Source organism: Gimesia fumaroli, from assembly GCF_007754425.1.
GTDB classification, from domain to species: domain Bacteria; phylum Planctomycetota; class Planctomycetia; order Planctomycetales; family Planctomycetaceae; genus Gimesia; species Gimesia fumaroli.
The window spans coordinates 7,473,628-7,499,076 of the sequence record NZ_CP037452.1 but is presented as its reverse complement, the minus strand read 5'-3'; the positions used below and the strand labels follow the sequence as shown (position 1 = coordinate 7,499,076).

The window sequence follows — 25,449 nt, the reverse complement described above, 5'->3', positions numbered from 1 at the left end:
CCAATCCGCCAAAGATTACCGAGAGGCATCATCATACCGGCCTCCCATCTGGTAGAGCGGTAGAAAACGATAGTAAACTTCCAGACAGAGAGTACTCAGTGTTGTTGAGTAAAGCCGCCCCCCATATGGTCCCCACGGCGGACGCGGGTTCCAGCTTCCGGCATTGGGGCCATGCATTACCTGTTCGGAAATTAATAACTCACGCAGGTCTTCATTCCATTCTCGCCACGGATTACCACCGTATTGATACATGGCTAATGTTCCATAATACCAATAATATAGATTATATTCTGCACGACGCGGTGGACGTTCAGAGATAAACTCGACTGCTTCGGTACAGGAAGGGTTATCTCTTCTGATTCCTAGTATTTGCTTGCAAAATAATGATTCGGCAGTCATCGCAGGAGTAGGCGGAGTTGATGGTTCAACCATACGGTATGTTGCTAAACCATTGTTTTTCCCAAGACTTCGCTCTTTCAGGAATTTCACCATCAATTGCTTTGTCTCCGAGGGAATCGGGATTCCTGCAATTTCTGCACTTTTTAAAGCCATCAATTGCCAGCCAAACATGCTCATATCGCTTTTTTGACCTTTGACGTATCGCCAACCACCATCATAGGGGTTCTGGTTTTCTACGATATAGGCCACCGCACGTGCAACCGCTTCTCGGAGTTTGGGGTTGGATTTTGGATTACTTTGTAATCCATAGGCTTCGGCAAGAGAGTAGGTTGCCATAGCGTGTGAGTACATGCGAGCATAGTGTGTTGCCTCTCCACCAAGAAAACCATTGGGGCGTTGTTGATTAATCATCCATTGAATCGCACGATTAATGTTATCAGAATATTGACCTTCTTCCTGCGTGTATCCTGCGCCCAGAAAAGCCAGGATTGACAAAGCAGTTAATCCCGCATCAGCCCGAGCTCCGGCATTGCGTCGGTCGATTCCCTGTTCGTCGATTCTGACTTTGCCTGCCCCATATCGATCTGCGTCCCAGAAACCAGCCTGCTCCTGGTGGGTTGCCAACCATTTTAAACTTAATTCGACTGCCCTCTCAGACTCTTCTGTTCCGCCAAATTTTTGAGCAATTTCTTTCCGTTTTGATAAATTTCTCAATCGATACGTCGCTGGAATATTTGCTTTTGTGCGATTGGCAACTGCATTAAAATTAGGACGAGATGCATCCGGTCGCAATCCCTCGCGATTGATTGTGAGAGGAAGACGACTGCGGTCTGCCAAGAGACGTTCGGTGTTGGGATTCGCCTTGCCTGCTGGTGTTTCTGGTGCAGAGCGTCGAATGTTTCCCTCTGAAATGGAACGCATGGTGCGAGATTTTCTTCTTGTGAACCGTGGTTCAGTGGGCGCGACATTCGCACTGGCTTCAGCAGAGGTTGTGGACTCAACACCCGTCGTCTCCATTTTCAGACTTGAAGGGGCAGGGCCGGTTCGCTTGCGAATCATATTTTCTGCAGCATTGCGTTCCAGTGTTGATTTAGGATCAGTTTGCGCATTCAAAGCAAGCGTTTTTTGTTCGTTACTAAATGTGGGTTGAATTCGATCTACGGCTCCTTGGGCCGATTGACGTTCAATTTTCTGGTTGGCTTGCCCGGTGCGTATCATTTTGCTGCGTACTTTTGACGTCGAAGGTACAGAGACTTCCGCACGAGACTCGGCAGTGACGTCAGTAATTTCAAGCGGCGCCTGAGCCTGAATCCGCTTTTGGCTCGTACTCTGAACCTCCACTTTGGAAGGAGTGATGGGCAGATCGGTTTTGGAGACAACGTCTGGCATCGGCATTTCGGAAATTTCCTGAGGCCGTTCTTTTTCAGGAGGGGCCATCAAAGGTGAAAATTCCGGCCGGGTCAAATCAATTCGAGATAATTCTTGTTTTTCAGGAGTCGAGAGTTTTTCCCAAACGGGAGTATTTCCTGTTTGCTTATTTTTTATGGTTTCAGTGCTCTCGGCCAGGATTTGTTTAATTTCAATGTTGTCCTGATCGGGTTTACTTTTAGCCAATGATTTAGGGGCGTAATCAGGCCAGAAAGTTACAACTCCCAATGATAAAGATAGATGGACTATGATTGAAAAAAGCAGCGCTTTCGACGAGGCATTACTGTCTCCCCAGCGGGTCACGAGCATCGAAAGCAAATGAATCGATGCAAAAATGGCGGCCAGGATTAATATGCCCCATAAGACCTGGTCGAATGAAATATCGCGACCAGCGAGAATTCTTTCTATTAAATTATGAATTCGATCGGTCATGTTGTTTATTCGTCTCTCAATCGATTTGCCAAAGAGACAGAACGTATTTTGACCCGGTGACAAATCTCAAGGATATTCATCACGTTCTGATAAGGACCAGTTGAATCCCCCCTGATCACGACAGACTGGCCTGGAAAATTTTCTTTTGCAGTAGCTAATGTGGATTCCAGCTCTTCCAGGTTTTTCTTTTCTCCATTCAGAGTAATATCTCCATTCTGCTGAACATTTACAATAATATCGTCAGGCAGGTTGGTAAGCGGTTTTGCATCAGTGACAGTGGGGAGCTTAATATCATATTGTCGTTCCATTTCAGTGAATTGCGTGCCGACCATAAAAAAAATAATCAGTAGAAAGACAATATCGATCATAGGTGTTAAATCGAGTTTTGGCTCTTCGACAGTACCCGTTTTTAACGGCATGATTGCATTCCTGATAGGGACGAAAGCAGTCTGACTAACAGCCTACTCTACTTTTGGCGAAACATTGATTAGTGATTATACTCTATTCGAAGACTTGTATCTGGTTCAACATCTGAATCTGACCCAGCCTTAGCTAAATTTCAGTACATTATACCACAATAGCTTGAGAATCTGGTTGACTTTCATGATTGATTCCACGAGCCTGTCGTGATGTTTTACAGGATCGTCAGGAATAACCAGAGATGAATTCAATCAAAAGTTCTTTATTAATCAGGTGTTAAGTGAAATGCCATTCAGAACCGTTGAACGTACAGATGCAACCAGCATTTCCTGCCCGCCTGTCAATTCACTTTCCGGAAGTGGGACTAGAGGATTTCTTGAACAGACGCTTTTGCTCGTCAATTCGTTGAGCCTTGATGCTCCATTTGTGGGAGTCATCTGGCTATGGTGTCTGTCTACAGTCTTCTCCAGCAGGATTGGTTTCCAACAGTATCTCGTGTTATTTAGTGTTACCTGGTTATCTTATGCAGGGGATCGATTACTGGATAGCATTCGAACGCCAGTTAAGCCTTGTACGGCTCCCCGTCATCTGTTTACTTCAATGCATTTCAAACCTTTGATGTGTGTCTGGGGGCTGGTTGCAGTTTATTCCATTCTCTATCTGGGGCTCAATTTGGGCAGAACCGAAATTATTTGGGGCGTTTGTTTACTGGCGTTGCTGTCACTCTATTACCTATGCTGTTTTTATTTTCCCAATCTGGCAAGAGGCTTGCTCCCCAGAGAACTGTTGGTTGGTTTGTTTTTTTCCTCTGCGACACACTTTTTTGTTCTGATTCAAGTTACTGACTGGAGTTTCTATTTTGTCTGGACTTTTGTTTGCTTTTCGTGTTTGTGTAGTTTGAATTGTCTTTTGATTTCTCGCTGTGAATTTCTCTCAGATCAGCAGGTGGGAGAAGTAACTTTTTTTACCAGGCGCCCAGATTGGATTCATCGATTTCAGTCCCTGCTGACGTGGTTTATCGCTATCCAGATAATAGTTTGTTGCACCGCGATTTTCATGAATCGGTTTCCGGTATTCGAATTGTCTCTGCTTGCAAGTTCTGTCTTACTGCTGATTATTGATCTTTGTCTTGTCAGCCGACAGTTGAAACCTGTTCTAGCTGATTTGGCATTATTCACCCCATGGATTTTTTTGAGCATGATGGCATGAATTTCAATCGAGTCGCTCCTTATTTTGAACGACTGGAAAAAATCGTCTTTAACAAGCAGATGCAACGTTGCAGGACTGCGTTCATTTCAAACTTACCCCCCGTGAAAAAAATTGCATTAGTGGGTGAGGGGAATGGTCAATTCTTGCTGGAACTGATTCAACAATCTGACTGTGAACAAATTCATTACATTGACTCCAGTCAGACAATGTTGGAATTAGCACAAAAACGTGTGCAGAGGTTTTCTAAAGACGCGCCTAGTCGAGTGCAGTTTCACCTTTGTGATTTATCAGTCCAGGAAATGCCTGATCAAAATTATGATTTGGTTGTAACGAATTTCTTTCTGGATGTGTTTGACAAGCCTTTGCTCAATAAGTGTATCTTGAAAATAGCAGCCTCATGTAAAACAAACGCGGTCTGGCTATATGCTGATTTTCAGATTTCTGGTGGTATCATTCAACGTATCCGGGCACTGGCATGGGTGAAGATGATGTATCTTTTTTTTAAATTCGTAGCACAGCTTCAAACTCAGAAACTCCTTGATCCCGCGGAGATGCTGGAAAACCAAGGTTTTAAATTAAAAGAACTCAGAGAATTTAATCGCGGTTTAATGCGGGCAGAGTTGAGGCAGAGGGATATTAATCCTCGCTGAACATGCTGTGAAAATTAACTGGATAATTGTTTGAGAAACGAAAAATCGATCGAACAGACTAATAGAAAGACCACCTGAAAGAGTGCCGCAAGGCCTTCGATGTGTGTGTCTGTCACTTCGACATCGTGATCTTCGAGCTTCCTCATGATCCAGTATGTCAGCAGTGCAGTAGCGATCAGTGCAGGTGCTAAATATCCCAATGAGGCCCATGTTCCCAACAGGAATAACGGAATTAAAAATAAACTACCATAGCATAATTGCTTCTTGGTCAAAGGGCGGTTGGGGTTGATCCATCTCGCCGTTTCATCGTGTGATACAGCAACGCTGATAGAAAAAGGGATGATCCAGGTACCCAATGAAATCGAAATCAAAATCAGAATGCAGGGGGTAAGTAATGATATGGATTCAGCGAGAAGTTGGTAGAACAGCCCCACGCGTAACAACATGAAAACGATTGTCAGAACAAAAATATTCCCAGACGCAGAAGCTGTTTTTTTAGAGATTAGAAGTTCTCGGCATTGAGGAATTGATTCAGGAACAAAAGTTCTAAACAATATCAATTCTATCGAGCCAACTAAGAGAACGGCGATTCCCAAAGGCCAAATGAATTGGGTAAGAGCCAGCATTAAAGTTAGAATTAGGCCTAAGCTAAAGCCCGCTAAAGGTAAAAACTGCGTGCTTCGTTTTTCAATTGCTTCTTTGCGATCAGTGTGGAGTGGCACAAAAGTAATTCGCAGGTAACGCTGAATTGCAACAAAATAAGCCATAATGTAATCGACCCAATCGGTCACGTTTTGATCGGATGGATTAGATTGACTGTATTGTGGATCGTCTTCCAAAGGACTAGAAGCATTCATTTTAGGCCCGATTTGTCCTCGACTGATGTGAATCTCTAAATAAATCTCTTTGCATTAAATGATAATAGTAGATTGAATTCAATATAAACCTGTTGAGTTTTGTATTGCGCAAGAACAAGGCCCTCAAAACTGAGGGCCTTGAAATTACTTTGGCACAATCTTTCTTACTTTGTTGCGTAACGCAAATCCATCAACATTTGCGTGATACGAACAGCAGCTTCCTGCAGCTGATATTTTTCACGAGTTTCGCATCGAGATATTTTATCATGTACTTGGAACCAGCGTTCGAAAAGCTCGGAACTCTTGGTGCGGATGAGCGCCATCGAAACAGGTTGTGCTAAAAGAATGCGATGGAGTTCGTGGGCAGTATCCGAAAATTCTCGGATCGCATTTTGTGTTGATCGTCTAAAAGAAGGTGATTCTGTTGATAGCCATTGTTCGGCAATGATGGAAAGCTGTGTACTTTGTGTTTCCAGTGATACAACGAGCTTGGCCAGATCAATAGTGTCAGATGGTTGTTCAATTCGCAGTGCAACACGCAGTGCGTTGATTGAATTATCCACTTTGTCCAGCAGTTGTAGGGCTGCCGGGCTTTCCACCGTGTGGAATAGGGCTGAAAAATCTTTCCAAGACTGTTCTATGTAAGTAAATGAAGTGATTAAATCACTGGTTGATTCGTTGTGATTGACTGTGTCAATCAGGTTTTCTACCGTTCCGTAAAATTCATCTGAAGTAGAGATGTAGTTTGCGGGGGGTAAACTGATCAGGAGTCGAAGTGTTGCTCTGCGAAAAAATTCGTCAACATCTCGTTTGAGTGATTCAGTCAAATGAGCAATTTCCTGGAGATTGGCACCATCCTGCGGTAACCAAAGCAGCTCTTGAATCGACCGATCCTGTTGAACCACTCTTTGGATTCCGCGGTTTAGGATTCGGTTATGATAGGGGCGTAAATGTGTGGCAAATGAATTCCAGGAATCACGAAAAGCCAGATATTCGCGTTTGATGGCATCATAACTCTGCCGATCAATGATCAGGTTAGAGACCTGCACCATTCTTTGCTCAACCTGTTGTCCCTCTCGAACCAGTTCATATCTTTTGGGTTCACGAGAGAGTTCAATTTCAATATCTTGAACTAAAATGCTCAGTGCATTTGCAAGAGCAGAGGTTTGTCTTAAGAGTTCTGTTCGTTTTAGTTGAGGACCAGTTTGTAACAGGTTGCCTAATTTACGATCAGACTCATTCATGCTTGCGATCAAATTTTTCGAGTTTCGATCCAAGCCTCGTACTTGCTCTAACTGAAGTGAGACCACTCTCCACAATTGATCAATCTCACCATATTCTGCGGCGATCATATTTAAGTCGCTATCGCGACGAATTCTATCTGCCAGAATTGATGACCGTGCTCTCACTTTAAGAACGTCAGCCATATACTCTCTGACTCCAGGTACTTGGTACATAACTCGGTTCAGGCTGATTGCCAGAGCAGAGCTGTCTGCAGAGAATTTTTCTAGAATGTCTTTCACTTCATTAACGTTGATTCGTGAAGTGTTCAACTGAGGTGTTGGTGGAAGATCCAAGCCTGAAGGCTTATATTCCCGATCCCGTGTTGCTAATTCCGATTTTTCCAACAGACGTAGCAGGTCGTTTACCAACTTGCTGTTGTTGTCATTGGAAGATTGTGCGGGAGCACTGATGCTGAAACAGGTTGTTGTGACCCCCAAAACCATAAGTGCAATGAAATGATTTGAGGTCCAGGGCAAGAAGCCCTTACGTTTTTTTTGATTCCAAGTAGTGTGGCTGGAGCGGGAATACATTCACACAATCCTTTCTCGTGAATTCTACGGCTTGATTAACCAATGTCTTCCATGACGACACTCTGTTGACTTTGATAACAGGATGGTCATCAAACGATGACTGGTACTTGAGGCCCGTTTTGATAGCAGACGCATCTTTTAAGATCTGATTTGCTGTTAATGGGGGAGTAGTACAACCTTAGTCAGGCAACATCTAACTGTAATCCCCCCATCCCAGGCGGCGAAGTTTACAGGTTTTGTGATTTACGTCAAGAGCATGCTCAAGGCAGCAGCCATCGTTACGAATTCAAACAGTGTCATCGAAATGAGAATATAGCTTTTCTGTAGAAGGTGTTGAGTTAATTGTTAGACTGGGTTGTCTGCGGGCGAGTCGCCGTTTTGCGTTGAGTCTGACGGTTATTTGGTGGTCTGGAATCAATAAAGTGTAATCATAAAATGGACGTGTAATTGTTTGATCCATTGTAATTTTGGGGGCGTTTACCAGCATGTTGTCAATGTTACACTCACCGCATTGATGTTTAGGGTCCTGAGAATGTAGTCGATAAGACAATAGGCATTGATATATAAGGATATAGGACGATGTAGAGAATTCTGGATCTTGATTGGCACACCGAATGCTATGTATCTGATTCAGCCACTTATCAATAACAAGATGACATCAATATGACTTTGGTTGAGAATGAATATTGGTGGTCAGCAATAAAAGGAGATTTTGTGATGTTAGTTTTAACAAGAAAACGGGATGAAGTCATTCAAATTGGTGACAATATTGTGATTAAGATTTTGAAAACGGGCAAAGGGGCCATCAAAATCGGGATCGATGCTCCTGAACACGTTCGCGTGGTTCGAGGTGAACTCATTGAGGAAGAGAGCAAATCTGATGTGATGGATTCTGCGACCGCAACTCAAACCGAACAGACACTAAATGCTCAGTGTGCTTAATAACTAAAAGTACGACGGGACATATTATGTGTGCCGTTAATTATTTTCATTCAACAGTTTCCGTTAAGCCATCACAAAGGAAGTTGATGAGCCGGACTTAAGAGTCGCCAGGCGACTTATTTCGGAGGGGATCATGAACCGATCACAATTTAAAATTAGTCAAAACGAAACCATAAATTCAGCTCGTCTTTTTGTATGGGGAATGGTCATACTGATGACCGCTGTTTTTCTGTCTGGATGCACCACACTTGCGCATGCTGATGAGTATCAATCATATCAGGATAATCATAACCGTCGCTCATACGATCAAAATAATAATCACTCACTTGAAGACCTGTTTCCCCCAGCATACTCCAGAGAGCGGCGCCATCAGCGGCAGCGACCAGTAAGAGAGGAGTCAGGAGCGGATGATTACCAGGCAAGATTAGAAAAATTGTTATATGGAAACGATCAGCAGTATGATCGTCCTCGAAACCGATATGAAAACGATTCAAGAGAAAGACCCTACTCGTCTCCCAAGCGCCAAAACCGGGATTCTTTTGAAGATGACTATGATAGCCAGAAACTAAGAGAGTTAATTCGGGAATTACGTCAGCGATCTTTACCACAATATGATCGAGATCGATATGAGACTAGATTTCCCAATCAAACTCCAGTTGATCCGAATCAGGAATTGAGGAATAAAATATCACAGCGATACTCAAGCCCTTCTGTAGTTACGACACTACAGAATCTTGATTCGCAAAGAGCCTATTCTTTTTATCTGGAAGTGAATCGAATGATTGACTCGCGCCATGTTCAACCTCCTTCCTATGATGTGCGGACAAAAAAATCACTACAGAACCTGATAATTGCTGTCGAGAATCAGCAGTTTATGAGTGTTAATCGTATTTCAGTATCTCCTGAACGGATTCAAATGGCACAAAGAAGTTGGCAGCAATTGATGAACCAGAATCCCGCGCGAAATGCTCAAGAAGCGGTAACGGTGATGCGTCAGGCAGCTGATATTGCAGGAAGTCAGCTGCAACTGCCAGCTACTGCGGTCATTTCTGAGTTCACATATGGTTCGTTAGAAGCGCTCGATAAGCATTCCCGTTTCGAATTTACCCCCAGTATGTCAGGGCCTCGTGTTGATGCAGGAGGTAATAACATTGTGGGAGTGGGAGTACAATTGAAGACGCATCGCGAAGGAGCTGTGATCTTGCGAACCCTCAAAGGCGGATCTGCGGAAAAAGCAGGGTTACAGCGTGGAGATGTGATTGTAGGAGCCAATCAACGGTCGTTCAGGGGGCTATCTCTGGATGAAGTGGCAAGCTTGATTACTGGACCCGCTGGTTCCAGTGTTTCCCTCGATGTTCGCAGGGGAGACAGAGATGCCATAGTGAATCTCAGCCGTCAATCTATTCGTATTACAAACATCAGTGAAGTAAAAATGGTTGATGCACAACAGAAAATCGGCTTGATTCGATTGGAGAAATTTGGTGAAGGGGCCGTTCAGGAATTGGACCAGGCTTTGTGGAACCTGCATCGTCAAGGTATGAAGTCTCTGGTATTTGATTTACGTGGAAACCCAGGAGGTTTACTCACCGAAGCAATTTCGATCTCGAATCGATTTGTTCCATCTGGTCAAATTGTTTCTACCCGGGGGCGAAACCAAGGCGATAATTCTGTTGAGTCAGCCACTCATGCACAAACCTGGAAAATGCCTCTTGTTGTGTTAGTGGACGGTGACAGTGCCAGTGCCAGTGAAATATTTGCAGCCGCTGTACAGGAAAACCGACGTGGTTTGATTATCGGCAGGAAGACTTATGGCAAAGGAACAGTTCAGACACACTTTCCTCTTCAATCCGTTTCAGGAACTTTCTGGTTAACGACTGCCAAATTTTATTCGCCTACTGGTCGTGAAATGGCCGGTGCAGGAGTCACTCCTGATGTTCAAGTCAACATGTCCGAACGGGAACTGGAAGAAATTGGCCCGCTGGATCGAGACCTTAAAGCAGGTGTCAGTGCCATTTTAAGCCAAAGACCTGGGGAACTTGTAAACAATTTGCCAGCACGTCAGCAGGGAAATCCAGTCCGATTTCAATTTTCAGGTTAATTTCAACTCCTTTGTGAATCGAGTATTTACTCGTTCCTGATAAAATCAAGACTCTCGTATTCTATCTGGTCTGATACAAGGCAATGTGCTTTACCGGTTGCCCCGGGTATCAAGACGAGTATGATGCGAGAGTCTTTTTGATTCATACCGGGTTATGATCGGTACAGAAAAATCATGGTACATTTAATCAAAGATGATTTAAAGACTTAAGATGAATTGCGAGATTACACAGAATATTAGAGCCGGAGCCGATCTGATTCGACAGGGAGAAGTGGTTGCTTTTGCAACAGAGACGGTCTATGGCTTGGGAGCAAATGCGCTGAACCCCGAAGCCGTTGCCCGAATTTTTGAAGTTAAGCAAAGACCTCACTTCGATCCCTTGATTGTACATATATCCCATATCAAGCAACTGGATGAGCTCACATACGGATTATCGGAACAGGCAGAAAAACTCGCTGAACAGTTTTGGCCAGGTCCACTGACACTGGTCTTGCCCAAAAGAAAACGAATTCCTGATCTGGTTACCTCAGGATTAGATTCGGTAGCCATTCGTATTCCAGCTCATCCCATCGCACAACAGTTACTGGTAGCGTCAGAACTCCCAATTGCAGCTCCCAGTGCAAATAAATTTGGCTGTCTAAGTCCGACTCAGGCCAGTCATGTGGCTGAGCAACTGGGAAATGAGATCAAACTCATCCTAGATGGAGGGGCATGTACAGTAGGCGTAGAGTCTACTGTCATTCAATGTACTGGCGAGATTCCTGTTTTACTTAGACCAGGGGGAATTTCGCTTGAAGAGATTGAACAATGTGTTGGCCCTGTCAGGCTTGCGCAGATCGAAGATTATGCAGAAAGTAACTCACACCTCAGTCCCGGAATGCTGCCAAAACACTATGCGCCACGAACACGTTTAATGATCGCTGATCAACTCAATGATGTACCAACGGATGGACGCAAGGGATTACTGAGTTTATTCCCGCTCGAGGAGACATTTTTAAAAGGACATCAGTTCTCGGCTCAGGAGATCCTGTCTCCTGCCGGTGATTTAAAGATTGCTGCAGCAAGATTATTTACCGCATTAAGAAATCTGGATGCAGCAGGCGTCGATCAGATTATTGCGTTACGCATGCCGGAAAATGGATTAGGGAGAACGATCAATAATCGATTGGAACGCGCTGCAGTGTCTTGATTTAGTAAAGCGTATCTACCTGTTGGCGATACTCCGTGATACATTCGTGAATCGTTGCAAAGAACTGGCTTCGGTTAATTGGTTTCGTTGCAAAATGATTACAGCCTGCAGCAAGACATTCTTCACGTACTTCACTCATTGTATGAGCAGTCAAGGCAATGATTGGATGATGATAACTTTTGGATCGAAGTTGTTTGGTAGCCGCATATCCATCCAGTTCCGGCATTTGCATATCCATCAGGATAACATCGAATGGCTGACCTTTCTCCGTGGCTTCCAAGGCCAGGTGAACGGCTCTGTTTCCGTTATCGGCTAGCGTTACTTGACAACCTGCTTTTGTCAATAAAAAACGAATTAATTTCTGATTATCAAGCCCATCTTCTGCCAGCAAGATGTTGTAGTCCATCTCAAAATCGATTTTACTATTTGTATTCGCTAAGCTTTCATTATATTCCGATTTGAATGTTAGCTGGTCTACAAACTCGACATCAGTGACTTTTCCAATCTTGACAGTGACAGTGAACGTAGATCCTGTTCCATATTCACTGTTTACAAAGATCTCCCCACCTAAAATATTAGTCAGTCGTTTGCAAATCGTAAGTCCCAGACCTGTCCCTCCATATTTACGCGTTGTTGAAGAATCCGCTTGCACAAATGGCTGAAATAAGCGCGAGAGCTGCTCTTCCGTCATTCCGATTCCAGTGTCAATCACATCAAACTGTAAGCCAGGGGCTTCAGAGTTTGAATCAATTGCTCGAATAACTAATTGAACGGTTCCCTGTTTCGTAAATTTTATTGCGTTGCTTAACAGGTTGATCAGAATCTGACGAAGTCGGATGGGATCGCTTTGAATCCAACTGGGGATTTTTCCATCAATGATGATGCTTAATTCAAGTCCCTTATCCAGAGCTCGAATTTCCATGAGGGTTTTGACATCTTCTATCAATTCGATCAGGGAACATTGAATGGCTTCAACATCAAGTTTATCTGCTTCAATTTTAGATACATCAAGAATATCATTGATCAGTTCGAGTAAATATTCACCATTTTTTTTAATGGTGTCGATATATCGCATCGTTTCCGCGTCATGATTTTTCTGACGCATGATTTCTGCAAATCCGAGGATGGCGGTCATCGGAGTACGGATTTCATGACTCATATTAGCCAGGAAGGCACTTTTGATATCACTGGCTTTTTCTGCCTCTTGATGCGCAATGACAAGGTCTTCAACCATATGATTAAATGTATCCGCTAGACGCCCTATTTCATCTTGTGAATCTACCTGGATTCGATGTTTTACATTACCGGCTGCTATGAGCGCTGCACCTTCAGAGAGTTCTAAAATCGGTGCGACTATTCCACGAGATATAATCCAGACTGAAAACAGACCGAAGATCGTTCCAAGAATCGCCAGGATGCTAACCACCATCTTGGCAGATTGAATAGATGAATCTGCGTCGTGGGTTGCGCTCACTGTATTGGCATGAATCAGGGGATGAACCTGATCGTGAAGCAGGTCATCAATTGAATCAAGTTTGTGCTCAAAGTTTCCAAGAAGTTGATCAATATTATCCGTGAAATTTACGACTTGATTTCCGTAAGAGGTTGCTTGGGCAAACTCCAAATCGATTTCTTTGATGCGTTGTCTCTCGACATGATTCGAAATGGCTTCAAGATATTTGCCTTCAAAGAATTTGAAGTTTTGTTCTGCTTCAAAGATTCGGGATAGTAAACTTTGATTTCGTTGAACGATATATTCTTCAATCGAACCAAACGCGATATTCAGATATTTTTCCATGTTATGAGAAGCATCTGCTTTTTTTATTCCCTCATCAGAATGATCATTGTTCGATTTCACACGCTCATTATCGATCAGCTGATTAATGTGGTTCACGTGATTCACAAATACTTTTAGTGCAGCATTTCTCTGGTCTGCTAACCGAATGATTGCGCCAGACATTTGGTTATAGTCTGAATATCGTTGAGCGATTTCCGTACTGAGATAACGCTCTTCATCTGACTGAGCAAGTTTTTGGTATTGAGAATAGTTCTCGGCAAAACCATCACGGGAAAGAATTAATTTTGTAAGGTGTTTCTGATTTCGATCTCTCACGTAATCAAGCACGGCTCGCGCAATTTCACCTGCTTTGATTTCCATTTCAAGAACCGATTCTTCAAGAGGCTCTTCCACAGTCACCAGCTGTGAAATATCTTGATTGATCTTAGAAAACTGAAATAGAGTGACAATTCCACTTATGACTTGTACTAATACCAATAAGCCGAATGCGAATTTGAGCCTGTCCCCGATCGGCCATTTTCTCAATTTCGTTGCAATTCGTGCAAATGGCTTATGTTTCTGCATGGATTTATTGCTACGTCGGATTTTGAGAGAGGTTAATGTGACAAATGAAGTGGCTTAGGCTTCATTTACAAAAATAAATTCGTGAAAAGTGGACCAAACCCCATCTGGCCATGAAGGCATATCCCTCCAGCAAACTGTATCTTGAAAAATAAATCATGAGGGGAATAGATGGATTTATCGGTTCAAGATTTTGAGATTGGGTTTCACTAAATGTGGAGAGTGAGGGTTACAGCGAAGTTAACAGACGAGTGGATTCTGTTTGAGAGCGGGAATGTTCTGGTGGAAGAGACCTCGGATCGGAATGTGGCCCTTAAAGTGTTACACACTCAGGAATTCAGTCGATCTACAAAAAACGCCAGCACCGTTCAGAGGGGGGTGAACGATACTGGCGATCAACAAAATCTGGTCTTCTAATTGAAAAGCTGCAGCGATCTAGAGCTACTCTTTCAAATCGGCAAGAGTGAAATCTAAGTAGAAGATCGTATTTGCTTCACTTCCAACCAGATAGATTCAAAGCTGCTTTCTCTTGAGAGGTAACATAGTCGTGAATCTGATAATTTCTGGCTAGCACTAAATAAGAAACAGCCAATATCAGGTCATTTTAAAGTATCGAACTTCTCTTAAGCAAACCCATAGAAGAATCGACAAATCGACTTTTGGAGCGATTTTCTGAAATTCTCCGGTCGTTACAGGGGTGTCGATTGTGGCGGTATTTCACGCTTGGGTGAGGCTGGTTTTGGACAGTTATCAGCTGAAGAGTCTATGCACGTACCAGGCACTGCGACTTGATTTCTGCTGCTATTTCGGACAGCGGAAGTACTTTATCTGCTAAGCCCGCACAGGCGACTGCAGCCGGCATTCCCCAGACGACACTGGATGCTTCATCTTGAGCAATGATCGTTCCACCAGCTCGAGCAATGTCGTGTGTACCTTCGATTCCATCTTCGCCCATTCCAGTCAGCATTACCGCCAAGGTCGAGTTTCCAAAATGCTCAGCAGCTGACCTGAATAAGGGGTTTACGGATGGTCTGCAGAAATGCTCAGGAGGATCTTGGTTGATTAAAGTAACTTTTTGGCCATTTTTTTCGCCAATCAGTAGGTGACTACCACCGGGCGCAACATACGTTTTGTGAGATTCCAGCGGCTCATTGTGTTTTGCTTCCACACATGTCCGACCACTATCTTTTTGGATATGTTGTGCCAGGATCTCAGTAAATCCTGGTGGCATGTGTTGAACGATGAGAATTGGAATTGGAAAGTCCACTGGAATTTGAGGTAAGAGCTCAGCCAGTGCTTTCGGCCCGCCTGTGCTTGTACCAATCACTAAAACTTCGGGTTGTTTAAAAAACTTGATGTTTTTTGTAAACAACTGCTTACCCGAGATATCTTTTTGCCGAGTTTGCGTTTGTTGACTGATCTGGTTAGATGTTCCAGGACGAGTCTGGGCAGGGGAAGAGCTGTTTTTAGGTCCCACTGCTTTGATCATCATCACCAGCTCTCGGGAAAGCACACGAATACTTTCTGCAGCACTGGCAGTTTGAGGCTTTGCAACACAGCCCACAGCACCAAGTGAAAGTGCTTTTACTGTGGTTTCCGCCCCCTTGCTGGTTAATCCACTGGCCATGATGGCTGGTACAGCTGGAAAATCTTTCTGGATTTTTTGTAAGGCAGTGAGCCCGTCCATGACCGGCATTTCGACGTCGAGAATGACGACATCAACTGGATTGGAAGCCATCCAGCTTAGTGCACGTTCCCCGTTCATTGCAGTTCCCGCAACGATAATTTCAGGATCTTGTTCAAGTGATTTTGAAATCAAGCCTCGAATGACAGCTGAATCGTCAACGATTAAGACGCGAATGGGATTGGGGGTCATGGCTTTACTTCCCTGCGAAAATAGCACAATGGGATTAAATAAATGTTAAACTTGATGCAGAATCACGAATTAACACATAGGGGCTCTATTGATTACAATAGGTCAAGAAAATTCCAAACTGCAGATTGTAAGATGTTTTTTGAAATGAAAAGACAGACTGTTTTTAGAAAAATGTGTTTATCCGTTATAATTGGCTCGTCACGTTCTCAGTGATAGATAACCAAATGTATTTATAAGTTGAATCAAGCAGATAAATCCCTCCTAGGAAACTCAAATGCCAGTCCATCCCCAAGTGGTCCAATACCTTGAAGAAGTTGCAAAAGTTGACTTACCCTCGTTTGATGAAATGACTCCAGAGCTTATCAGGTCGACGCTTTCTCCTTCACCAGAACCTCATTTTCCCGCTCAAAAAATTGAAGACCTTAAACTCCCTGTCAATCAGACAGAATTACCGGTTCGAATTTACACACCAGAGGAATCCGAAGCGAATTCACCTGCGGCATTCCCCGCACTGGTTTACTTTCATGGGGGTGGATGGGTCATGGGAACATTGGATGCTTATGATGGTCTGTGCCAGGATCTGGCAGGTTCTGCAGGCTGTAAAGTCATATCTGTTGATTATCGAATGGCTCCGGAACATCCTTACCCTGTACCCTTTGAAGATGCTTATGCAGCTACTGAATGGATCTCAGACCATGCAGGCGAATTAGAAATTGATCCGACAAGAATTGCTGTCGGTGGTGACAGTGCAGGAGGTAATCTCGCAACAGCAGTCGCGATTAGAGCCAGGCAACCCAATCGTCTGAATCTTATCTATCAAATGCTTGTCTATCCTGTAACGAATTATCGGTTCGATACAGAATCGTATCAAAAATACGGGATCGACTACTTTCTCACCAAACGCGCGATGGAATGGTTCTGGGAACAATATCTTCCGAATGAGTCAGCAGGACGTGAAATTTATGCATCTCCGCTGCGCTGCAAAGACCTGAGTGGTTTGCCAGATGCAATTGTGATCACAGCGGGTTATGATCCCCTTTATTCTGAAGCAGTCCAGTATGTCGAACTGATGCGGCGATCAGGAGGAAATGTCGAACATATCAATTTTGAAGATATGATTCATGGCTTTTTCAGACGTGCTGATTTATACGATCGGGCATTTGAAGCAGTCCAGCTAACGGGGCGGTACTTAAAGACAGCTTTCTCTAAAGGATAATTCAACAAGATAGTCAATTATTCTTCAGCAGCAATTTGCCGTAAGCGTTTTGCAATCAGAAGTTGTAAAATAAAACAGCTAATTAAGCTCAAATAAAATACAGGCAAAATAATTCCAGCCTCACCAATCGCCACATGAAACAATACAAAAAGAATTTGGAGGAAGGGGGTTGCAACGGATTCAACCAGAATCATCGTGCCGATCGCAAAAGCAAGTGCCCCCCATCTGACAATGAGTGAGTAGAAAGCCAGTAAGTGCAGAAAAAGTATGAATTGAATACCGAATAGCAGTAAGAGCGAGTTGATACCAGAGTTGAAAAAATTTGTAAAACTGTCTGGTGCAATCAATATCAAGAATCCGATTGCCATGCCAACTGGAATAAGGGCACTCATGCATCCGAAGATTTTTTCATAGACAATACGTATGAATGAATGAGGTAGAATCGTGATTAATGGGAGCATTTTCAGTTTTCGTTCTTCACGAAAAAGACGAGAGGTATAGATGGTGCATTCCGCGACTAATCCGACCAGCATCAGTAAGAGTGAGGTGTGTATTAACTCGTTCCAGGAAAATGAAAAAAGAAAACTCATCTTTGAATGCTGATCTAAAAATAACCCTCCCCCTACTACAAAGAGTATCACCGAAATGTATAGAATTGACTTGATAATCAGGACTCTTTTGCCACCCGTTACGAAATGAAATTCTTTCCAGAGGAATGCCAGTTTACCAGGGCGGGATTTTCTCTGAATCTGTTCACCATTTTGTGACATTTTCCTCTCTTTTTTGACATGGTTTGTCATAGTGAAACGTTCAAAGAAGAACCAGGCTGTAATGAAGCAGATGAGCCCAAGCAATGAATTGCCAACGACTTGTGTATTGAACACAGATCCCGAGTATCCAGTGCTCAGAATTGTTTTAATGCGTTCGGTGACTGAAATTTCGTGAGCGAACTGCTGGTACGCTTTGATGAATTGGGGAATCAGTTCGTCAGCAGCAAGGTATCCACGTGCCTGAAGGTTCACCGATATCTTTGTTAAAATCGTGGGAGCCAAGAAAAGAATAAACAAGCCGATCAGGACAAGGATAATTGCTTCGCCTGAGCGTCTAGAATATACCGAACAGAGCAATGAAAAATTGGCAATCAAAATCACGTAAGCAATCATTGCTACTATTGTGGCGCCAATCTGTAATGGAGTGATTCCTCCTAAAGCGATAGCGAGCATTAAAAACGGAAGTTGGCTTATTAAGATCAAAATTATTCTTAATGATCTGACTGTAGATTTCCCCAGAAGGAGACCCAGTGAATCAATCCCGGCTAACTTGAGCAACGGAAGAGTTTCTTCCTCTTTTTCTTCAGTGATGGCGGTTGAGAAGAATCCGATGCCTGCTAATGTGATCAGCCAGAAATTGAGCCACACAATTTTTGTGAAAAAATCGAGTCCAGGTGAACTGATCTTGGAACTGGTTAACCATGATGAAAACAAAATAATGAACACGAGGCCGATACAGACGAAGCGGAAAATGTGTGTTCGTTTGAGACGAATGTCTTTCTTTAATGCAAAACTGGCAAAAATCAATGACCCTTGAAACATCCCGGGCATCTTTCAGTATAGTAAGAAGTGAGTCAATCAGTCTGGCCAGTAAATAGAACTTCAAGTGAATACAATACCAAGCCATTTTTTCGTGAAATGTCAGGTGTTTTCGGAAATAGATTATCTGGGATTTTACTTAGAACAAATAGCTTACCACGATTTTCAGGATAACGATATCTGCGGTTAATATCTTTGGCTGACAACCGCATCGCACGTTGCAGTAAGATGGGAAAGAGTTTTTTTAAGGCAAAATCTTTTTTGGGGTTTCGAGGGTTGATGAAAGGTAAAAGCCTGTTTGGCGTGAAAAAATTAATCTCCATAAGTGGATTTGTATTAAGTACGGTGAAAAGGTTTTTAGAACTGCCTTGAAATTCTAGTCGCTCATTTTCCTTTTTTAATTCATACAATTTTGCACCAAACAGAAAATAAATTTGTTCGACCTCTCGTGGAAATTTATCATCAGTCTCCAATGAGATATGCTCCACTCCTGTTTCATTTGTTAGAAACGAACTGACCTTCACATTAAAGATTGTTTCCGTGGTCTTTCCGCGATGGAAGACGGTACAGGATGAATTAGGTGGAATATCAACTTGCATTTGCCCTTCAGTGCCACAGGTAACAATACCGTTGACTTTCGAATAGGGTTGGCATGCCGAATAAATGTGTGTGTCTCCAGAATATGCGATATCGAAATCTCCTCCCAGTACCATTCCAAGACTTGCCCAGGATGTGAGATCAATTTCGTTATCAGGCATAATGTTAGCGATAACCAAAGAGTGAATTTGAGATGTGCGGTTTGTGCTATGGTGACCAATCACTAAGAAAATCAAACAAAACAGGATCGTTCCAACTAGATACACTCCGTAATAAGTAGAATGCTTCTTTGAGAATTTCATGACCAGATAATAACCTGGACCGGCAACAATCAAGTAAAAAAATGAGAGTAAGAAAATGAAATACCAAATTTGTTTGGGCTTGCTGATCTCGGTCAATGTGGCAAGAATTTCTTCGTCACTGGCCATTGAAAAATGAGTTACAGTTTCCGAGAATTTTATGTCTGTAGACTTGAGTGACTGAGGAGAAGAAGTATCCTTTTCACTTGTCGGTCGGTTTTGGGAAACGCGAGTATTTCTGTCTATCAATCGTTTCAGGTCTGAATTTGAAAGATCGCTCAATTTAGTTTGATAACGGTAAACGGCTCCATTCCCATAGAATACCGGAGTTGCAATTTCATTTAAGGGAGAATACGATTCCGGGAAGAGTGGGAGGTCTCCATTCGAATTTTCAAAGATATGAACAATTCCACCTGAAAAGATCCATTGCAGGAAGGTTGTTCTGCGCGATTTTTCCCACCTAGGAACATGATCCAGAATAACTCCATCTAACGAGTCGACAGCCCCCAGCAAGGGGGGGAACAGGTCTTCGGGGTACTGTTTGATGCCGGGGATGATTCGGTCCAGGCTATCTGGCTGTACTAACTGTATGAGGACATCATTGGTTGTTGGGCGGGGTGATAGAAATGATTGAACATGTTGATTGTTTTTATCTTCCCAGCTCGCTTCCCAATTGTTTGCAGACTCTGCGATATACGGGTAGAACTGCAGCGACTTTTTTTCAAATGGTGCAATATAAGTTGTCGCTGACAGAGTAATTCCGATTCGCTGGCCACGAAATGATACTTGTTGAAATTTGATATCACCTTCAAATGGTGTTGGCGAGGTATTTTCAACCAAAAGCGTGACTGGATTAATTTTATAAGCAACGGGCCGATTGTTGAATCCCCATCGGATGTCATGTATTTCAATGGCCTCTACGAATTGAGGAAAAACAAAGCTGACCACCGAGAAATAGATGACCCATTTCAGTTTGAAATTTCGCGTCTTCATTTTCATGTTGGCAACCTAATACTCTCCAATCAGATTGCCATCATGGCGATTTGCGAGATTTCTCAAAATTTGGAAATCCGTATTTTCACTGATGAAGCGAGTTGAACCATCACCCAGGCAAAAATGGGCACCCCCTGTATGAGCGCTGGAAAAGCCTCCAACTTGAAGCAGACGCTTTTGTTCCTCGGGAGTGTTTGCAATTCCTTCCGAATTTAAATCTTCTGGTTGGGAATTAAGGTCGTCAAGCATGTCATCAGCTTGATCTTCAAAACGATATTCTCCATAGTTTCCGTATCGATAGGCTTGAGCGAATGCACTTTGATTTGGATTCACGAAGTTGATTTTAGTTCCCGTATTTCGAAGCGTGGAGGAAGTTCCAGATGTCCATCCTAAAAAACCGCCATCAAGGGCCTCTCCCACAAAAATTGTGTAAGAACGACCATCTTTCAGGTTTTTTTCTCGGATGCTGCTGTTCAGAAACAAAACGCCGTTGTTGTCGACATCAATAGGTGTCTCTAAATCATTATGGCAACCGACGTAGTTAAAACCACCTCGAGCACTGGAAGGGCATTGAAAACATCGCAAGATATAGTTCGCGGTGAGTCGATTTGTAGAATTGTAGACACCAAATTTGAAGTTATGGCTGCGAAATGCGGCTTTTTCGTCCAATAATGGGAGGATCTGAATTGCCCATCCAACATGATAGCCTTTCGGTTGATTGAGGATAGGGCCTTTCGGATTGACTGTACCAGGGGGTAACAACAAGTGTGCCATCTGATAGTTTTGTAATGCGACACCAATTTGAGCCAGATTATTTTTACAACTGGTACTTCGAGCAGCTTCACGCGCCTGTTGGACTGCGGGAAGTAAAAGCGCAATCAGAATCATGATAATCATTAAGACGGCGAGAAGCTCAATCAGAACAAATCCGGATCGTGTCAGGTGCTTGTGGTGTTTTAATCTCATCGAAAATCTCAATTCCTGAGGGTCTTAGACATTACAGCGAGTTCCCAAGGATGAGCTGACCTCATTTAATAATCAGAAACGAGTTGCCCATCGTGTCGATTTGCTAAGGCTTGATAGAGTGGAACACTGATGTTTTCACTGAGAAATCGAACTGATCCATCACCAATTCCAAAATGCGCCCCCCCTGTGTGATAACTCGAAAATCCACCGACTTGGAGAAGTTGATTATTCCCTTCTGGTGATTCGGCCTCTTTGTTCGGGGTTTCGGTATCAGATTCAGAATCTTCTGAAGGAAAGCGATTTTCAAAGGCAGCGCGGCCTGAAAATAATTTGGCATTATTGAGATTTATGGCAGTACCGGCATTTCGTAAAGTCGAACGCGTTCCTGAAACCCAGCCTAGCTCATTGCCTTCCGTAAGCTCACCGATAAAGAGTGTCTTGGAACTTCCATCGGGAATGTCATCATAACTCACACTGCTGTTCAAAAATAAAATGCCATTATTATTTGAGTCAATAGGAGCTTCAATATCATGGTGCATTCCTGCATAGCAATGCCCCTGATTTGGATTGGAAGGGCATCTTAAGGTCGGAATTCGATAGTCGGCGATCTGTTTATTTACCGGATCATACACGCTTTTATTGAAATCAAATTTATTAAACGCGGTTTGCTCATCAAGGTAAGGCAGAATTTGTAAAATCCAACTGACATGATACCCTTTCGCTTCATTCAGAATGGGGCCTGTAGGATTTACCGTGCCACTAGGCAAAACATTGTGAGCCATCTCATAATTTTGTAGTGCTACGTTGACTTGCATCAAATTATTTTTACAAGAGGATCTGCGTGCTGCTTCGCGTGCCTGTTGAACTGCGGGCAGGAGCAGGGCAATTAAAATGGCAATGATGGCAATCACAACCAGTAACTCGATCAAAGTAAAACCTCTGGTTAAGTCCTGCTGCTTTGAGGGTGATGGTAGATCAATTTGTTCCATGATGATTCCTTCGCTGCGGTTTTGTTCTTTTCAGAAGGAGACTTAGTTTTTGGATATCGTATTACTTAACTTAGAAGGCCATTCACGAATAACTCGGACCCGCTCCAGTCCTTTTGATGGATAGCTGGCGAGGGTTCGAATGGTGATTGACTGATTATTCTGAGGACTCCGGTTTATTTCGATCACGATGCTTCCGGGGAATTTTCCGCCAATCTCTTCTGGTAAGAGGGTCCATGTTTCTCCGGTATAATTTTGTTCTTCGCGCAATTTCCTGACGGCGCGTTGTGCTGCGGCATCTGCAAGCCAATTAGCCTGTGTCAGATATTGCTCTTTTTTCAGCTGTTTGAGCTCTATCGAGGTCTGTTTTAATAGTCCTCCAATCACTGCCAGTGACAACACCAGACAGAGCATTGGAATCAGGACAATCGTTCCTCGCCGCTGAATCCAACGGGACTGGCGTTGCTCACATATATTTGACCCGGGAATGACTGTTTTTTGTTTCATCTTCTCTATCAATTCGAGTTATTTGTTTTAATACGATTTTGAAGAGAGTACTTCTGAGAAACGAGGGACTCCACTTTCAAAATGGTGTTAGTTTTTTTTACGGTCTGATTCTCATGAATTTCTTCAGGGGTAAATTGGAGCAGCATGGTAACAAGCTCCCGTTGGTTTACCTTCTCAATCTGGAATTGGAGAAGTTCGACGGGGATGCGGAATTCATCACTTGCGATGGTTTTCTCGGATTGTTGTTTCAACCTGAGAATCGAATTTTTCGTCTTGTGTTTGGTATAGGTGATTGATGTGTCTGGCTCAATTTCAAGCTTGAGTTGATCGGAGTTGTTACTGTTCCCCGTGATGAGTACAGACCTATGTGCAGTTCCGGCATCCGCTCGAAATTGGCGAGACATTTTCTGAAAACTGAGAGTCTCCTGGATTCGAGCAGTCCCTTTCATTTCCACACGCATGAGAAATCCCAGAGTTGTAATTGATACAGTAAAGATCACTGACATCAGCGAGATCAACAGCAACATTTCAATGAGTGAGACACCTCTGGGAATGACCTTTATGTTTTTGATCAATGTTTTCTGTGATTTTGAGTTTGCTGGTTTGCGTTTATTCATCAGAACTCCCTTCACGATAGAACCACAGGGAAAGGAGTAACGGATCGACAGATTCACCATAGGGATTTTCCCAAGAGAGACGAATTCGCACCTGACGCACTGCCGGATCATTTTCTGTTTGTACCAGCTTCATACTTAATCGAGGTTCTTTCAAATTTAATTGACCGGGAATCTCAGCTTCGTATTCAGCCATTTTCTCTGAAGTGAGGTCATCCCATGAATTTTCAGCAACAATTCTTTCTCCAAGGTTGGCTAATGTAGTTGTCGCGATCAATTTCGCATTGATTGATTTTCTTTGCAGGTTGACCACCTTGAGGGTTGGTATGGAAATAGCCACAGTGGCACTGACAAGAATCATCGAGATCAAGGCTTCAAAAATCGTAAAACCACTTCGCTTGTTCCAACAAGTGTGTTGGGGAGCTATCTTGTGACGATGGATATTCATAATAAATAGAGTTCAAACAAGGTCATAAATTAATTTGACAAGAGGCATATATAGTGCAATTACAAAATATCCGACCAGAATAGCCAGGAATGAAATAATGATCGGCTTCAGGAACTCCAATAGAACTCTTAATTTTCTGGCTCTACGAAGTTCTATGGATTCTGCCAGCGTTCTCAACACATAGGGAAGATTATCCATTCGTTCGGCAGTGGAGCACAAAGCAGCTTCAGTTTCATTGATTACCTTGGCATTCTGCAGGGATTCCCAGGTATTTTCTCCCTGTTTGATTCGTTCATTCACGGATTGAGTGCGCATTCTGACGTCCGCCCAGAGGTGAAATGTTGAGATCGACTCCAGAGCAATTTGAGGAGGTTTTTGAACGGAAACTGACTGCGCAATCTGTCTCAGACAATGAGGAGTATTTAAACGCGGGAACCATTCTGTGAAGAAGGGGATTCGCAAATTATACCACCCATAGTAATTGCCGACTTGTGTCAGGACCAATGCGATAATGGGGAGAGAAAATAGCGGTAAAAATAAATAAAAGTAGGCAACGAAATAATCACTGACATTCATGAGTCCAAGTGTGACCGAGGGAAGTTCGGTTCCAAAATCTAAGAAGATTTTTTTAAATTTTGGAATGATCCAATACATGATAAAACCGGTAATCAGAAATTGAATCGACACTACAACTGTCAAATAAAGAAAGATGATGGTGAGATTAGAGTTATCAGATAAGTGTTTTAGTTTCTTGGTAGACTGAACAGCAGCATCTCGCAGGGCGATTCCCAGACTATTGCTTTCTTCACCTATACGCACTGCAACAATTGCCGATTGGGGGACCAGCCCAGGTGTTGTAGACAGAGAATCGGAAAGTGATTCGCCAGAGTAGAGCCGACTGCTCAAAAGTTGGATCTTTTCTCGATACTTTCGTTTTTGAGTGAGCGAGTACATATCGAGTTCTTCTGCAATCGGGATATTTTTTTCTACGCAAAGTGCGAGTAACCAAAGCAGCTCAGACTCATTGGCCCGTTTCGAAACGGACATGATGTTTAACACCGAGCCAAGAATCACAAAGACCAGGAATACCATGGCAAATGATAACACTACCGTAGCTGCTAATAGCAAGCCCGGTGCAAATAACAACAAAGGTAACCCCAGGACGATCCATCCTAAGACATGTGTTTTATGTGTCAAATTACGTAGTGGCTCGGGTAAATCATGTTCATCTCCCTGGTTAAGCGCAGACGTAGAGAGATAGCACAGATATTCCAGATAAATGGTAAGTGAGAGCAAGAGTGTAATGGGAATAATGAGAAATATTGCTCCTACACCAGAATACTGACTGGTGCTCAGAGAGAAAAAACTGCAGCCAATTAAAATGACACTGCAACCCATCATGAACATCGTAAAGGAAGTCCAACAGGTTTTAAGTAGTGGGTTGACGCCCTGATGTCCAAAATCATTAATTCTGCGCGCAAGAAGAATCGAAGAAATTCCTGCGATAGGAAAATAGACAAAGAATGCCAAACTAATAATAAGACCGAGTACATCCACGATT

Annotated in this window: 19 protein-coding genes; 5 read left to right on the top strand and 14 right to left on the bottom strand. The window is 43.1% G+C overall.

Translation table 11 applies throughout. The features are described from left to right. Nucleotides 1-15: 15 nt before the first annotated feature. Entirely contained in the window at nt 16-2,259 is a 2,244-nt protein-coding gene (locus Enr17x_RS28455; protein WP_145313641.1) for a prenyltransferase/squalene oxidase repeat-containing protein, read from the bottom strand. 5 nt (nt 2,260-2,264) lie between these two features. After that, nucleotides 2,265-2,678: an ExbD/TolR family protein gene (locus Enr17x_RS28450; protein ID WP_145313640.1), complete on the bottom strand. Its 414-nt coding sequence runs from the start codon at nt 2,676-2,678 to the stop codon at nt 2,265-2,267. A gap of 1,182 nt (nt 2,679-3,860) precedes the next feature. Here Enr17x_RS28450 and Enr17x_RS28445 point away from each other — a divergent pair. After that, complete coding sequence (locus tag Enr17x_RS28445; RefSeq protein WP_145313637.1) at nt 3,861-4,538, top strand: class I SAM-dependent methyltransferase; 678 nt, start codon at nt 3,861-3,863, stop codon at nt 4,536-4,538. A 14-nt stretch (nt 4,539-4,552) separates the two neighbouring features. On the opposite strand, the gene Enr17x_RS28440 is transcribed toward Enr17x_RS28445, so the two are convergent. Both Enr17x_RS28440 and Enr17x_RS28435 read right to left on the bottom strand, forming a co-directional pair. Then, a complete protein-coding gene (locus tag Enr17x_RS28440) occupies nt 4,553-5,395 on the bottom strand; it encodes an adenosylcobinamide-GDP ribazoletransferase (RefSeq protein WP_145313635.1) in 843 nt (280 codons plus the stop codon). A 164-nt stretch (nt 5,396-5,559) separates the two neighbouring features. Beyond that, nucleotides 5,560-7,209 (bottom strand): hypothetical protein, encoded by a 1,650-nt coding sequence (locus tag Enr17x_RS28435; RefSeq protein WP_145313633.1) that lies wholly within the window; start codon nt 7,207-7,209, stop codon nt 5,560-5,562. Between the two features lie 717 nt (nt 7,210-7,926). Between Enr17x_RS28435 and Enr17x_RS28430 the strand changes: the two genes are divergently transcribed. From Enr17x_RS28430 to Enr17x_RS28420, 3 genes are all read left to right on the top strand, one after another. Continuing rightward, complete coding sequence (locus Enr17x_RS28430; protein ID WP_145313631.1) at nt 7,927-8,151, top strand: carbon storage regulator; 225 nt, start codon at nt 7,927-7,929, stop codon at nt 8,149-8,151. 133 nt (nt 8,152-8,284) lie between these two features. Continuing rightward, entirely contained in the window at nt 8,285-10,249 is a 1,965-nt protein-coding gene (locus tag Enr17x_RS28425) for a S41 family peptidase (protein ID WP_145313629.1), read from the top strand. Between the two features lie 211 nt (nt 10,250-10,460). Then, a complete protein-coding gene (locus tag Enr17x_RS28420) occupies nt 10,461-11,438 on the top strand; it encodes an L-threonylcarbamoyladenylate synthase (RefSeq protein ID WP_145313627.1) in 978 nt (325 codons plus the stop codon). Between the two features lies 1 nt (nt 11,439). Here the strand turns inward: Enr17x_RS28420 and Enr17x_RS28415 are convergent, their stop codons facing one another. Both Enr17x_RS28415 and Enr17x_RS28410 read right to left on the bottom strand, forming a co-directional pair. Further along, nucleotides 11,440-13,800 carry an ATP-binding protein gene (locus Enr17x_RS28415; protein ID WP_145313626.1) on the bottom strand — a complete coding sequence of 787 codons (2,361 nt, stop codon included), beginning with the start codon at nt 13,798-13,800 and terminating at the stop codon, nt 11,440-11,442. Between the two features lie 760 nt (nt 13,801-14,560). Further along, nucleotides 14,561-15,673, bottom strand: coding sequence for a protein-glutamate methylesterase/protein-glutamine glutaminase (locus Enr17x_RS28410; RefSeq protein WP_145313624.1), 1,113 nt, complete (start codon nt 15,671-15,673; stop codon nt 14,561-14,563). A 274-nt stretch (nt 15,674-15,947) separates the two neighbouring features. Here Enr17x_RS28410 and Enr17x_RS28405 point away from each other — a divergent pair, with 274 nt between their 5' ends. Continuing rightward, nucleotides 15,948-16,889, top strand: coding sequence for an alpha/beta hydrolase (locus tag Enr17x_RS28405; protein WP_145313622.1), 942 nt, complete (start codon nt 15,948-15,950; stop codon nt 16,887-16,889). Between the two features lie 17 nt (nt 16,890-16,906). Here Enr17x_RS28405 and Enr17x_RS28400 read toward each other — a convergent pair whose 3' ends face one another. The 8 genes from Enr17x_RS28400 to Enr17x_RS28365 all read right to left on the bottom strand — a co-directional run bounded on the left by Enr17x_RS28400 (nt 16,907) and on the right by Enr17x_RS28365 (nt 25,445). Continuing rightward, nucleotides 16,907-18,481: an ABC transporter permease gene (locus Enr17x_RS28400; RefSeq protein ID WP_145313620.1), complete on the bottom strand. Its 1,575-nt coding sequence runs from the start codon at nt 18,479-18,481 to the stop codon at nt 16,907-16,909. Between the two features lie 32 nt (nt 18,482-18,513). Next, a complete protein-coding gene (locus tag Enr17x_RS28395) occupies nt 18,514-20,373 on the bottom strand; it encodes a hypothetical protein (protein ID WP_145313618.1) in 1,860 nt (619 codons plus the stop codon). 9 nt (nt 20,374-20,382) lie between these two features. After that, nucleotides 20,383-21,255: a DUF1559 domain-containing protein gene (locus Enr17x_RS28390; RefSeq protein ID WP_198000849.1), complete on the bottom strand. Its 873-nt coding sequence runs from the start codon at nt 21,253-21,255 to the stop codon at nt 20,383-20,385. Nucleotides 21,256-21,398: 143 nt separating this feature from the next. Further along, entirely contained in the window at nt 21,399-22,322 is a 924-nt protein-coding gene (locus Enr17x_RS28385) for a DUF1559 domain-containing protein (RefSeq protein WP_145313614.1), read from the bottom strand. A 42-nt stretch (nt 22,323-22,364) separates the two neighbouring features. Further along, the gene (locus tag Enr17x_RS28380) at nt 22,365-22,826 is read right to left on the bottom strand and encodes a hypothetical protein (RefSeq protein WP_145313612.1); all 462 of its coding nucleotides are present in this window, start codon (nt 22,824-22,826) and stop codon (nt 22,365-22,367) included. Between the two features lie 8 nt (nt 22,827-22,834). Further along, nucleotides 22,835-23,443 carry a PulJ/GspJ family protein gene (locus Enr17x_RS28375; protein ID WP_145313610.1) on the bottom strand — a complete coding sequence of 203 codons (609 nt, stop codon included), beginning with the start codon at nt 23,441-23,443 and terminating at the stop codon, nt 22,835-22,837. Continuing rightward, the gene (locus Enr17x_RS28370; protein WP_145313608.1) at nt 23,436-23,888 is read right to left on the bottom strand and encodes a hypothetical protein; all 453 of its coding nucleotides are present in this window, start codon (nt 23,886-23,888) and stop codon (nt 23,436-23,438) included. The genes Enr17x_RS28375 and Enr17x_RS28370 overlap by 8 nt, the downstream gene beginning before the upstream one ends. Nucleotides 23,889-23,900: 12 nt before the next feature. Next, nucleotides 23,901-25,445, bottom strand: a complete 1,545-nt coding sequence (locus Enr17x_RS28365) for a type II secretion system F family protein (RefSeq protein ID WP_145313606.1) — start codon at nt 25,443-25,445, stop codon at nt 23,901-23,903. Nucleotides 25,446-25,449: the final 4 nt, after the last annotated feature.